General features: G+C 69.7%; 11 protein-coding genes, 2 tRNA genes and 1 pseudogene. 8 read left to right on the forward strand and 6 right to left on the reverse strand.

What is annotated here, in order from left to right; translation table 11 throughout:
- Positions 1 to 98 precede the first annotated feature (98 nt).
- The 3 genes and pseudogenes from ACZ5NH_RS42455 to ACZ5NH_RS42465 form a co-directional block, all read right to left on the reverse strand.
- The gene (locus ACZ5NH_RS42455) at positions 99 to 224 is read right to left on the reverse strand and encodes a BBE domain-containing protein (protein WP_451556159.1); all 126 of its coding nucleotides are present in this window, start codon (positions 222 to 224) and stop codon (positions 99 to 101) included.
- Positions 204 to 809, reverse strand: a pseudogene (locus tag ACZ5NH_RS42460) (FAD-binding oxidoreductase); the annotation flags it as partial. The pseudogene ACZ5NH_RS42460 and the gene ACZ5NH_RS42455, both read right to left, overlap by 21 nt.
- A gap of 18 nt (positions 810 to 827) precedes the next feature.
- The gene (locus ACZ5NH_RS42465; protein WP_468783460.1) at positions 828 to 2252 is read right to left on the reverse strand and encodes an amino acid permease; all 1425 of its coding nucleotides are present in this window, start codon (positions 2250 to 2252) and stop codon (positions 828 to 830) included.
- A gap of 236 nt (positions 2253 to 2488) precedes the next feature.
- Between ACZ5NH_RS42465 and ACZ5NH_RS42470 the strand changes: the two genes are divergently transcribed.
- Positions 2489 to 2974: a ribose-5-phosphate isomerase gene (locus tag ACZ5NH_RS42470; RefSeq protein ID WP_451556154.1), complete on the forward strand. Its 486-nt coding sequence runs from the start codon at positions 2489 to 2491 to the stop codon at positions 2972 to 2974.
- A 637-nt stretch (positions 2975 to 3611) separates the two neighbouring features.
- Entirely contained in the window at positions 3612 to 4421 is an 810-nt protein-coding gene (locus ACZ5NH_RS42475) for an Fpg/Nei family DNA glycosylase (RefSeq protein ID WP_388634568.1), read from the forward strand.
- 7 nt (positions 4422 to 4428) lie between these two features.
- Here ACZ5NH_RS42475 and ACZ5NH_RS42480 read toward each other — a convergent pair whose 3' ends face one another.
- Positions 4429 to 5670: a GNAT family N-acetyltransferase gene (locus ACZ5NH_RS42480; protein ID WP_468783462.1), complete on the reverse strand. Its 1242-nt coding sequence runs from the start codon at positions 5668 to 5670 to the stop codon at positions 4429 to 4431.
- Between the two features lie 175 nt (positions 5671 to 5845).
- On the opposite strand from ACZ5NH_RS42480, the gene ACZ5NH_RS42485 reads away from it, so the two are divergent.
- Together ACZ5NH_RS42485 and ACZ5NH_RS42490 are read left to right on the forward strand one after the other, a co-directional pair.
- A complete protein-coding gene (locus tag ACZ5NH_RS42485) occupies positions 5846 to 7018 on the forward strand; it encodes a PP2C family protein-serine/threonine phosphatase (protein WP_451556157.1) in 1173 nt (390 codons plus the stop codon).
- 14 nt (positions 7019 to 7032) lie between these two features.
- Entirely contained in the window at positions 7033 to 7491 is a 459-nt protein-coding gene (locus ACZ5NH_RS42490; RefSeq protein ID WP_451556158.1) for an HD domain-containing protein, read from the forward strand.
- Here ACZ5NH_RS42490 and ACZ5NH_RS42495 read toward each other — a convergent pair.
- Complete coding sequence (locus ACZ5NH_RS42495) at positions 7488 to 8636, reverse strand: acyltransferase family protein (RefSeq protein ID WP_468783484.1); 1149 nt, start codon at positions 8634 to 8636, stop codon at positions 7488 to 7490. The genes ACZ5NH_RS42490 and ACZ5NH_RS42495 overlap by 4 nt on opposite strands.
- Positions 8637 to 9143: 507 nt before the next feature.
- Between ACZ5NH_RS42495 and ACZ5NH_RS42500 the strand changes: the two genes are divergently transcribed.
- Positions 9144 to 9338: a hypothetical protein gene (locus ACZ5NH_RS42500; protein WP_388634557.1), complete on the forward strand. Its 195-nt coding sequence runs from the start codon at positions 9144 to 9146 to the stop codon at positions 9336 to 9338.
- 332 nt (positions 9339 to 9670) lie between these two features.
- On the opposite strand, the gene ACZ5NH_RS42505 is transcribed toward ACZ5NH_RS42500, so the two are convergent.
- Positions 9671 to 9741, reverse strand: a tRNA-Gly gene (locus tag ACZ5NH_RS42505).
- Positions 9742 to 9900: 159 nt separating this feature from the next.
- Here ACZ5NH_RS42505 and ACZ5NH_RS42510 point away from each other — a divergent pair.
- The 3 genes from ACZ5NH_RS42510 to ACZ5NH_RS42520 all read left to right on the forward strand — a co-directional run bounded on the left by ACZ5NH_RS42510 (position 9901) and on the right by ACZ5NH_RS42520 (position 12467).
- A tRNA-Pro gene (locus ACZ5NH_RS42510) sits at positions 9901 to 9977 on the forward strand.
- A gap of 190 nt (positions 9978 to 10167) precedes the next feature.
- Entirely contained in the window at positions 10168 to 11541 is a 1374-nt protein-coding gene (gene tig / locus ACZ5NH_RS42515; RefSeq protein WP_468783465.1) for a trigger factor, read from the forward strand.
- A gap of 320 nt (positions 11542 to 11861) precedes the next feature.
- Positions 11862 to 12467 carry an ATP-dependent Clp protease proteolytic subunit gene (locus tag ACZ5NH_RS42520; protein WP_351615198.1) on the forward strand — a complete coding sequence of 202 codons (606 nt, stop codon included), beginning with the start codon at positions 11862 to 11864 and terminating at the stop codon, positions 12465 to 12467.
- Positions 12468 to 12507 lie beyond the last annotated feature (40 nt).

A 12507-nucleotide genomic window follows, 5' to 3' on the forward strand; every position in this document is an offset into this window, starting at 1 on the left:
TTCCTGGACCAGCACGGCATCGCCCGGGCGAAGTCCTGGCGAACGCTGGGCAGTTGACCTCCACTGCTTCAAGATCCCCGACAGAGTCAAGCTAGGACTCACGCGCTGACGCCGTAGTTCCTGCGGAAGAGGTTCGCCGGGTCGTAGGTCCCCTTGACCCGGGCGAGCCTCTTTCGCGTTTCGGGGTCGTACAGCCCGGCGCTCCGGTCCCCGGCGCCGAGCAGGGCCCAGTACAGCTCGGGGTCGGAGTCCGGGGTGACGTGCCGCAGCTCCCCGTCGGCGGTGACGACCTCCAGCCGGCGCACATGGTCGGCCGCGTAGCCGAACTCCCGGGCCAGGATGCCGAGTCCGCCGCCCAGGGTGTACGACACCGCGCCCACGCCCGGCGCCGACCCGTTCAACGGCGCCAGCCCGTACGGCTCGGCCGCCGCGACCACCTGCCCCCAGCGCACCCCGGCCTGCACCCGCACGGTACGGGCCCCGGGGTCGACGGTGATCCCGTCCATCCATCAGGTGGTCACGAGCAGCCCGCCCTCCTACCCGCCGGGCAGCCCGTGCCCGGTCGCCTGCACCCCGACGGACAGGCCCTCGGCGGCCGCGTACCGCACGGCGGCCACCACGTCGGCCGGCGAGCGGGCGGGCACGATCACGGCGGGCCGCTGGGCGAAACCGAGCTGGAAGCCGGCGAGTCCGCCGTCGTAGCCGGGGTCCCGGGGTGGAGGAGGGGCAGGTCCAGGCGGTCGTCCGCAGAGGTCATGGCACGCAGCATGGCCGCACAACCTGACAGGTGCGTCAGGTTGTGCGGCCATGTCCAGCCGGGGGGCGGATCAGCCGACAGAGACCTTGTCGGCCGGGGCCTCGACCGCGGGGGCCGGGCGGCCCGCCGTGAGCTTCTGCTTCACCACGGCGATGATCACCACGACCGCCGCCACCGCCACCGACAGCAGCACGGTCGTACGGCCGCTGCTCTCGCCCTTGGTGTCGGTCAGCATGTAGCCGAGGACGAAGACGATGAAGGCGGCCGTCGCCCAGGTCAGGTACGGGTACAGCCACATCCTCACGACGAGCTTCTCCGGCGCCTCGCGCTGGATGATCCTCCGCATCCGCAGCTGCGAGAAGCAGATGACGAGCCACACGAACAGGGCCACCGCACCGGACGAGTTGACCAGGAAGAGGAAGACGGTGTCCGGGTAGGCGTAGTTGAAGAAGACCGCCACGAAACCGAAGACGACCGAGGCCAGGATCGCCGTCATCGGCACACCGCGGGAGGTGGTGCGGGCGAACGCCTTCGGGGCGTCACCGCGCTCGCCGAGCGAGAAGGCCATGCGGGAGGCCGTGTAGAGGCCGGAGTTGAGGCAGGACAGCACCGAGGTCAGGATGATGACCTTCATGATCTGACCGGCGTTGGGGATGCCGAGCGAGTTCAGCGCGGCGACGTAGGAGCCCTGCTGGGCGATGGACGCGTCGTTCCACGGCAGCAGCGAGACCACGACGAGGATCGAGCCCAGGTAGAAGACGCCGATACGCCAGATGATGCTGTTGGTGGACTTGGTGACCGCACGCTGCGGGTCCTCCGACTCACCGGCCGCGAGGGTCGCGATCTCGCTGCCCATGAAGGAGAAGACGACCAGCAGCACACCGGTGAGGATGGTGCCGGGCCCGTGCGGCAGGAAGCCGCCGTGGTTCGTCAGGTTGCCGAAGGACGCCTTGTCGGCGTGGACACCCGGCAGTACGCCGAAGATGGCCAGCAGGCCGATGACGATGAACGCGCCGATCGCCACGACCTTGATACCGGCGAACCAGAACTCGAACTCGCCGTAGGAGCCGACGGAGACCAGGTTGGTCGCGGTCAGCACGGTCATCACGATGAGCGCCCAGCCCCACTGCGGTATGCCCGGCACCCAGCCCGAGAGGATCTTGGCGCCGGCGGTGGCCTCGACGGCCAGCACGACGACCCAGAAGAACCAGTAGAGCCAGCCGATGGAGAACCCGGCCCAGCTTCCGAGGGCACGGTCGGCGTGCGCGGAGAAGGAGCCGGAGGTGGGGTTCGCGGCGGACATCTCGCCGAGCATCCGCATCACGAGGACGACGAGGGTGCCGACGATCGCGTACGACAGGAGGATGCCCGGTCCCGCGGTGGCGATACCGGAGCTGGAGCCGACGAAGAGGCCGGCGCCGATGACGCCACCGATAGCGATCATCGTCAGGTGACGGTTCTTGAGTCCTGCTTGAAGGCCCGAGCCAGGGGTCATGGACGGATTTCCTTTGCGCCAGGAGGAGCAGCTCGTATGAGCGGTGTACGAGTCGGTCCAGTGAATCCGAGGCGAACGGATTCGGGAACCTCTGAATCCGTATCGTTACTTGAGGTTCCCTTGAGGTTCTATGGCGCTGTTCACATTTTTCGAGGTCTGGCGGGGTGTTCCCCGGCGGCCGGCGGGTGCCGCCACCCGAGGCTGCTGCGCGGAATGGGGCGTGTCACACTCGTGGCATGCGCGTGTATCTCGGCTCCGACCATGCTGGCTACGAACTCAAGAACCACCTCGTCGAGTGGCTCAAGGCGGCGGGTCACGAGCCCGTCGACTGCGGGCCGCACATCTACGACGCCCAGGACGACTACCCGCCCTTCTGTCTGCGCGCCGCCGAGCGTGCGGCCGCGGACCCCGACGCGCTCGGCATCGTGATCGGCGGCTCCGGGAACGGTGAGCAGATCGCCGCGAACAAGGTGAAGGGCGTGCGGGCGGCGCTGGCCTGGAGCGAGGAGACCGCGGCGCTGGGGCGGCAGCACAACAACGCCAACGTGGTGGCCGTGGGTGCGCGGATGCACAGCACGGAGGAGGCGACGAAGTTCGTCGAGGTCTTCCTCAACACGCCGTTCTCCGGTGACGAGCGTCACATCCGGCGGATCGACATGCTGTCGGCGTACGAGACGACGGGCGACCTGCCCCCGATCCCGGCCCACCACCCGCAGGCCTAACGGGCCCCGGGGCCCCGCCCCGAGCCCCCGTCTTGCCCACCCACCCATCGGTCGGCTGGAAGGCCGCTCTTCAGGGCTGCGCCCCGGACTGCGGTCTTGCCGCCCGCTCGACTGATTCGGTGGAACTGGGAGGCGTTCTTCAGGGGCTGCGTCCCGGAGCATGGTCTTGCCATCCGCTCGCCCGACTCGTTCGGCTGGGAGGGCGCTCTTCAGGGACTGCGTCTTGGAGCGTGGTCTTGCCACCCGCCGCCCGGCTCGGTTGGCTGGGAGGGCGCTCGTCAGGGCTCTGCGCTGGACTGTGGTCTTGCCGCTCGCTCGACTGATTGGGTTGGCTGGGAGGGCACCCTTCAGGGGCTCCCGGATCGTGGTCTTGCCGCCCGCCCGCCCAATTCGTTCGGCTGGGAGGGCGCTCGTCAGGGCTCTGCGCTGGACCGTGGTCTTGCCGCTCGCTCGACTGATTGGGTTGGCTGGGAGGGCGCGCTCCCGGCCGACTCGGTGGGTGTGAGGGCGTCGTCTTGGGGCTCCGGTCCGGTCTGTTCGTTCACCTCTCGACCCAGCGAGACGGGTGGGAGGGTGGGAAAGCACTCAGCGGCCGCCCCCCAACCCGTAGGCGAAAAGCAGGAAAGGACACCCCGCCGTGCCGGAAGGGCACACCATTCACCGGCTGGCCCAGGACTACGCCGAGCGGTTCCTCGGGACCGCCCCGCGCGTCACCAGCCCCCAGGGCAAGTTCTCCGACGCCGCCGCCCTTCTGGACCGCGCGGAACTCACGGCCACCGAAGCCCACGGCAAGCACCTCTTCCTCCGCTTCCGGGACACCGACTGGGTCCACATCCACCTCGGCCTCTTCGGCAAGGTCGGCTTCGGTGACGCCCCCGCGCCCCCGGCGACCGACACAGTCCGGCTCCGGCTCGCGACCGACACGGCGTACGTGGACCTCCGCGGCCCCACCACCTGCGCCCTGATCACCGACACCGAGAAGCGGGCCGTACACGACCGCCTCGGCCCCGACCCGCTCCGCGCGGACGCGGAGCCGGACGCGGCGTACCGCAGGATCTCCCGCAGCCGTACCACGATCGCCGCGCTGCTCATGGACCAGAAGGTCGTCGCCGGCGTCGGCAACGTCTACCGCGCAGAGGTTCTGTTCCGGCACGGCATCGACCCGTACCGCGCGGGCAAGGACATCGGCCGCGCCGAGTGGGACGCCCTGTGGACCGACCTCGTCGAGCTGATGCACGAGGGAGTCCGGAAGAACCGGATCGACACCGTCCGGGCCGAGCACACCCCGGAGGCCATGGGCCGGCCACCCCGCGTGGACGACCACGGCGGCGAGGTGTACGTCTACCGCCGCGCCACCCTGCCCTGCCACATCTGCGGCGCCGAGATCCGCACCGCCGGCCTCGCCGCCCGCAACCTCTTCTGGTGCCCCACCTGTCAGCAGAGGTGACCGGGCACTAGAAGCCGTGCGGCAGCCACGGGGCGACCGGTGAGCCGAAGGCCACCGATGCCTCCGTCAGCGCGCTTGGCCGCAGCTCGCGCACCCGCCCGGCCGCCGCGAGCGACAGCAGGGTCACGCCGCCGAGGTAGGAGGCACCCAACTCCCGTACCGAGAGGGAGAGTTCCGCGGTGTCGTACGTACGCGCGCAGGACGCGCCCTTGGCGTCGCCCGTCAGCCGCCACCGCCCGGCGTTCCACGGGCAGAAGGCGTCCTCCACCTCCAGCACGACGTCCACCGGCGCCTGATACGTGCGCGCCGCCAGTGCCGTACCCACGTCGACGAGACGGACGTACGCGTCGTCCCTCAGGCGCGGTCGGCAGCGGCGGGTGTCCGAGACCAGGTATCGCCAGGCGTCGTCGACCGGCCGAGACCTCACCGACAGGGTCGTCATCAGGTCGATGCCGCACAGGAACCGCCACAGCGCCGCCTCGGTGACCGGGTCGATCGCGGCGAGGTCCTTCAGCTGCACCGTGCCGTCGTGCCCGCTCTCGCCCCAGCCCGTCCTGGTGGTGAAGCGGGCGTATCCCGTCACCTCGCGGTCCCGTTCGGCGACCACGCACTGCAGCGCCGACGCCCCGTCCCGCTCGCTCTCGGGATCGAGGAGAACGGCCCGCTCCCAGCCGGGCTGCCGGGCCAGCATCCCGGGCCGCTGGGGCACCAGTGCCGCGTAGACCGCCTCGCAGGCGTCGAGGACGTCGGCGGGCGCGGCATAGCGCAGCCGTACGTCCGCCACGCCGGGCGGCAGGGAGAGCGTCACCCGGCTCGTGTCGATCTCGGCGGTCGTCCGGAAGGTGGCCGCGCCGTACCCGAAGCGGCCGTAGATCGCGGGCTCGGACGCGGTCAGCACCGCGAGCGGCTCGCCCAGCGCCCGTACGTCGTCCAGTTGCCGGCGCATCATCGAGGTCAGCACCCCGCGCCGCCGGTGAGTGGCCGCCACGCTCACCATGGTCACGCCGGCCGCCGGGACCGCGGCCCCGCCCGGCACCGTCATCCGGAAGCTGAACGCCCCTGTCGTGCCGACGACCTCGTCCCCGTCCCAGGCGGCCAGGGAACGGTCGAACTCGGTGAGGGACCTGTCCAGTTCGCGCTCCTCGGGCGGTGCCGCCGAGGCGCCGAAGGCGCGGTAGAGGACGTCGTACCACCGGTCCCAGTCGGACTCGCGCAGCACCCGCAACTCGGCTCCCCGGTCGGTCCCCATGAGTCATGCGTACCAGGGCGCCGCGGGACGAGCCAGCGAATTTCTCCCGGACGGCGGCGCGATGGCCGCGCGTGCCGTTCACTGTGAGGACGAACCGCGAAGTCGAGCCCCGCACGGGGGACAAGTGGGACCTCCCGTGCCAAGCGGCCGGTCCGATGGATAGGGTCCCGAACTAATGGCAGCAGGACGAGAGCGGCGCGCGAAGGCCGAGAAGTTCACGGCCCGGTGGAAGATGCAGTGGCACCGGGCCCGCACCGGCCTGCGCAGAAGCGCCGTGGACTACTTCCGCGGCGACGGCTCCGACTGGATCGCGTTCGCCGGACTGCTGCTCACCATCCCCGTCCTGATGTCCGTGACCCTGGTCGACTCGGTGTGGTGCTCACCGGCCGCCCTGGTGCTGCCGATCGTCGCCGGCGGCCTGCTGCTGCGTCCGGCGAGCCTGCTCGGCCTGTACGCGGCGGGCGCCACCGCGCTGATCGTGGAGTCCGTACGGCTCGGCCCGTACACCGAGGGGCCGAGCCGGGTCACCCCGGGTGTGGTGCTGGTGGTGGCCGCATGCGGTTTCTTCGGGCTGCTCACCGCCCAGTTCCGCAGCCGGGTCGGGGTGCCGTGGCGGCGCGGCGGCACCATGCTGTTCGACCTGCGCGAGCGGATCCGGGTGCAGAGCAAGCTGCCGAAGCTGCCGCACGGCTGGCACCACGAGATGGCGCTGCGCCCGGCCGGCGGCCAGTCCTTCTCCGGGGACTTCGTGGTGGCGGCCCGGACCAACGGCGGCCGCACGCTGGAGGTCGTGCTCACCGACGTGTCCGGCAAGGGCATGGACGCGGGATCGCGCGCCCTGCTGCTGTCGGGGGCCTTCGGGGGCCTCCTGGGCTCCCTCCCCCCGCACGCCTTCCTGCCGGCCGCGAACGGCTACCTCCTCCGCCAGGACTGGGACGAGGGCTTCGCCACCTCCATCCATCTCGTCCTGGACCTCGACTCCGGCGACTACGAGCTGTACTCCGCCGGCCATCCGCCGGGGCTGCAGCTGAGCGCGGGCAGCGGACGCTGGGAGGAGAAGGCCGCCGAGGGGCCGCTCCTCGGTGTGTACGACGGCGCCCAGTTCGACCCCGTGAAGGGCTCGCTGCGGCCCGGGGACGTGTTGATGCTGTTCACGGACGGCCTGGTGGAGACCTCCGACCGCGACATCGTCGAGGGCATCGACCGGCTCACCGGCGAGGCCGACCGCTATGTCACCGGCGGCTTCCACGGCGCGGCCTGGCACCTCATCGAGGCGGTCGCCAAGGACGTCAACGACGACCGGGCCCTGCTCCTGATCTGCCGCCAGGCGACGGCGACGCTCCGCTGAGCGACACTGGGCCGATGACACAGCTCACGCTCGCCGAGGTCGAGGCCGTCGCCCGCAGCGCCCACGAGGGCCAGACCGACAAGGCGGGACGGCCGTACGCCGAACACCTCGCCGCCGTCGCCGCCGGTGTGCGCGCCCGGGGCGGGGACGCCGAACAGATCGCGGCGGCCTGGCTGCACGACTCCGTCGAGGACGACGCGCTCACCCCTCAGTGGCTCGAACAGGCGGCCCTGAGCGCACGTACCAAGGCCATCGTGGACGCCCTCACCAAGCGGCCGGGTGAGGGGCCGGAGGCGTATGCGGCGCGGATCCTCGCCACGGACGGCGCACGGCTGGTCAAGGAGGCCGATCTGGCGCACAACGCCGACCCGGAGCGGCTGGCGGTCCTGGACGAGCCGACCCGGAGACGACTGACCGAGAAGTACACCCGGATGCGCGCGCTGCTCGGTCTGCGGGAGCGGTCGGGGTCCTAGGCGCCGGCCTTCTCGCGCTCACGTTCCTTGCGCTGCCGCTCGCGGGTGAGTTCCGCCGCGTCCTGCTTGAACGCCCACTCCATCTTCGGCTCCATCGCGAACCGGAAGACGCGCTGTACGGGCCTGGTGCACAGCAGCGTGACGGCGGCGCCGAAGGCGAGGGTCACCAGGATCTCGCCGAGCGGGCGGTGCAGCCAGGGGTGGTCGAACCAGCCGCGGTAGTCGGCGAACTTCACCAGGAAGCCGTGCAGCAGATAGCCGTACAGGGTGCCCGCGCCGAGCGCCGTGAACCACGTCTTCCGGCCCGGCACCCAGGCGAAGAAGCAGGCCGTCAGCAGCAGTGAGCAGCCCATCAGCGCGAGCGTCATCACCGGGCCGCACCACCAGGGCGCGCCGAGCTCCTGCGCGGAGTCCCGGTGGTAGAACCACGCGGTGTTCATGCGCGGCACCGCCCACCAGCCGACGGCCAGCGCGGCGGCGAACACCGGCACCGCGGCGATCCGCAGCCCACGGCGGCGCACCAGCTGGAAGTGCTCGGGCTTCGTGCACAGACCGAGCACGAAGTACGGCAGGAACTGCAGGACCCGCTGCAGATCGAGGTCGTCACCGATGTTCGGGGTGACGGACGCCAGCATGGCGATGCCGAGGGCGACCGCGAACGGCGCGCGCACCAGCTTCCAGATCGGCGTCGTCAGCCGCCAGATGAACAGCGCGACCAGGAACCACGTCAGATACCAGGGATCGAGGAGGCTGATCTCCTCGTGCGAGCCCGTGAGCAGGTTCCTGAACGTCGGGTACGCCGTCTCGAAGACGACGTACGGCACCACGACACCGGTGATCAGCCGCTTCAGCCGGTCCGGGCGCATGTCGAAACCGCGCGAGAAGAAGCCGGAGATGATGATGAACGCCGGCATGTGGAAGCAGTACACGACCGTGTACAGGGCCTCCAGGATCCGGCTGTCGCCCTTCAGCGGCTCCCACGAGTGACCCATCGCGACGAGCACGATCGCCAGGTACTTGGCGTTGTCGAAGAACGCGTCGCGCTGCTTGCCGCCGTGCTCCTTGCCGGGTATGTCCGCCTTCGTCTGCCGCGCCTGCGTACTCAGCGGGGTACGGGGACCGGGCACTCCGTCCGCCGGCGACATTGCCGGGGGGAGCGGCCTGCGGTTCTGGCCGGGGGAGGAGGCGGCGTCAGACATCTCAGGCACCCTAGCGTCGTCTGCGGGATTTCGTAAAACCCCCGCAGCGATTCCTGGTTAATACCTTCGGATACCCGCCGATTTTCCGAACTTGCCATCCATGTCTACGTGATGGCGCCCACACGGGGGGCCGTTCGTTCACCCCCGATGTCCCGATTCATCCCTACTAAATAGGGCATACGACGCCTCTGTGTCATCAATTCGAATTACCTGCGCACAGGATGTGTGGAGGCGGAAACGAAGTCGCGTAATTCCCGGGGGAGTCATGTGCGTGCGGCCCGGTCGAATTACTCTGCGGCGGGTCGCCCGCGTCGGCCGGTGGTCCGTCGGGTGCCCGACGTTGCGTCACGGGCCGCATGGGTGGGCCCGGTTGGTGGCACGATGGTTCTGGCGGGGGTGCGCGGGCCGTACCTCCGGGCCGGGAGAGCGGACCGACCGAGGGTGTGATCAGTTGTGGCCATTTCACTGTCTGTGGTGCTGCTGTTGGCGATCATCCTTGTGGTGCTCCTGAGAGGGGGGAGCCTCAAGGTCGGACCCGCGATCGTCGCCGTCCTCTTCGGCTTCTTCCTGGCCTCGACCGGCATGGCCCCGTCCATCGACCGCTTCCTGAACTCGATAGCGGACTCCATCAGCTCGATCAAGTTCTGACCGGATCGGGGCCGGCGGACCCACTTCCCACAGGGGGACGCACGGGGATGGCGCTGCGCGACACGGAGCGGCTGACGTGACATGGACCGGCTGAGGGGCACGGCCTTCCGTGGCCCTCTCTGCTCCAGCCGGACGGGCGGTGGTCCCTCGATCGGGCGCGTCCGGGGCCGGCGCGTCAGCAGGACCACGGCTGCCCCGACCTCGATCAGGCCTGCTCGGGCCATCGCCGCGGCTGTCGGCCGCGCGCCACAGCGCTGTGCGCGTCAATGATCTCCGGAAACGATCAGGGCCAGGCGGAGGAAAGATCCTCTGACCTGGCCCTGAGCCATGAGAGCGGGCGACGGGAATCGAACCCGCGTAGCTAGTTTGGAAGACTAGGGCTCTACCATTGAGCTACGCCCGCAAAGCGAGCCGCAGGTCGGTGACCGCGGCACTGCAGGCATCGTAGCGGGTCGCCCGCCGTCGAGGCCAACGAGTTGATCCCCGGAGCCTCGCGCGCGCCGCCTCGGAGAATACGGCCGACGTAACCGGCGGGGGCATGTACCCTACGTGTCGCACCAGACGGGGTGTGGCGCAGCTTGGTAGCGCGTCCGCTTTGGGAGCGGAAGGCCGTGGGTTCAAATCCCGCCACCCCGACCACCTGCTCACGCATCTGCTCACAACGTCGTGATGATCGCCTTTTGGGGCGCTGACCGGCTGCGGTTACTATGCAAGCTGCGCGCCCGTGTGTCCCGGCCCACTCGGCCTACGAACTCCTCCGGGCGGCGAATCCGCCGGACCTGTCTGGCTCCGGCAGAATCCAAGAAGTCAGCCACAAGGAGACCGAACCGTGAAGAGCGCCGTGGAGACCCTGAACCCGACCCGGGTTCGGCTCACTGTCGAGGTGCCCTTCGAGGAGCTCAAGGACAGCCTCGACGCGGCGTACAAGAAGATCAACCAGCAGGTCACGGTGAAGGGCTTCCGTAAGGGCAAGATCCCCGCCCGGGTCATCGACCAGCGGTTCGGTCGTGGCGCCGTGCTGGAGGAGGCCGTCAACGACGCGCTTCCGAAGTTCTACACCGAAGCGGTCAACGAGGCCGAGCTCAGCCCGCTCGGCCAGCCCGAGGTCGACATCACCGAGCTGAAGGACGGCGAGACGCTGAACTTCACCGCCGAGGTCGACGTCCGCCCGGCCCTGGAGATCCCGGACTACTCCGGCATCGAGGTCGAGGTCGACGCCGTCGAGGTCACCGACGAGGACGTGGAGAAGTCGGTCGAGCAGCTGCGCGAGCGCTTCGCCTCCACCTCCCCGGTCGAGCGCGCCGCCGAGGACGGCGACGTCGTCACCATCGACCTGGAGGCCAAGGTCGACGGCGAGGTGCTGGAGGACGGCATCGCCAACGGCGTCTCGTACACCATCGGCTCCGGTGAGCTGCTGGACGGCATCGACGACGCCGTGAAGGGCCTGGAGGCCGGTGGCGAGGCCACCTTCACCTCCGAGCTGAAGGGCGGCTCCGCCGCGGGCAAGGAGGCCGAGGTCACCGTCAAGGTCACCCAGGTCGCCGCCCGTGAACTGCCCGAGCTGGACGACGAGTTCGCGCAGCTCGCCTCCGAGTTCGACACCCTGGACGAGCTCAAGGCCGACAGCCGCAAGCGCCTCGCGAACATGAAGCAGTTCGACCAGGCCACCCAGGCCCAGGAGCGCGTCCTGGAGAAGCTCCTCGAGCTGGTCGAGGTCCCGGTCCCCGAGAAGCTGCTCGAGGACGAGATCAACACCCGCAAGCACAACCTGGAGCACCACCAGCTCGGCCAGATGGGTCTGACCCTCGACAAGTACCTGGAGATCCAGGGCAAGACCGCCGAGGAGTTCGACACCGAGACCCGCGAGGCCGCGGTCAAGGGCATCAAGACCCAGTTCGTCCTGGACGAGCTGGTCAAGAAGGAGCAGCTCAACGTCAACCAGGAGGAGCTCACCGAGCACCTCATGCGGCGCGCCGCCTCCTCCGGCATGTCCCCCGACCAGTTCGCCCAGGCCGTCGTCGAGGGCGGCCAGGTGCCGCTCCTGGTCGGCGAGGTCGCCCGCGGCAAGGCCCTGGCCGTCGTGGTCGAGGCCGCCACGGTGAAGGACACCAACGGCGAGATCGTCGACCTGGACGACGAGGACGAGGAGGAGACCGAGGCCGCTGAGGCGTCGGAGACCTCCGAGGAGACCACCGAGGGCTGACCGGCCCTACGGCGCCTCTGAAGCGCGTACACAGGCCCCCGGGAGTGTCTCCCGGGGGCCTGTGTCGTATGCGGGGGAGCAGCCGCCTGAAGGGGCGCGGGGAACTGCGCGGACAACCCCCACGCACCCGTGGCCCGACGATCCCCCGCGCCACCCCCCCCACGAACCGCACCGCCCCCAGCGGAGCGCTACGCCCCCGGCGAACACCCGCATTCCCGGGATTCCCCGAAGGGACCATCGCGTTAGGGTCCATGAAAGGCAGAACAATGAGACGGCCCGGCGCCGTCGTAAGACGAGCAGGTGGATACGTGACGAATCTGATGCCCTCAGCCGCCGGCGAGCCTTCCATCGGTGGTGGCCTCGGCGACCAGGTCTACAACCGGCTGCTCGGCGAGCGGATCATCTTCCTCGGCCAGCAGGTTGACGACGACATCGCCAACAAGATCACCGCACAGCTGCTGCTCCTTGCCGCCGATCCGGACAAGGACATCTACCTGTACATCAACAGCCCCGGCGGCTCGGTGACGGCCGGCATGGCGATCTACGACACCATGCAGTACATCCCGAACGACGTGGTCACGATCGGCATGGGCATGGCGGCCTCGATGGGCCAGTTCCTGCTCACCGGCGGCACCGCCGGCAAGCGCTTCGCCCTGCCGCACACCGACATCATGATGCACCAGGGCTCCGCGGGCCTGGGCGGTACGGTCTCGGACATCAAGATCCAGGCCCAGTACCTGCTGCGCACGAAGAAGACCATGTCCGAGCTGACCGCGCTGCACTCCGGCCAGTCCGTCGAGACGATCATCCGCGACGGCGACCGCGACCGCTGGTTCACCCCGGAAGAGGCCAAGGAGTACGGTCTCATTGACGAGATCATCACGCACGCCTCGGGTGTTCCGGGAGGCGGCGGCACCGGTGCCTGACCGGCCCGGCCACGCCAAGCACCGCCACGACCCCAGCCCC

It is taken from the genome of Streptomyces sp. NPDC031426 (assembly GCF_055581585.1).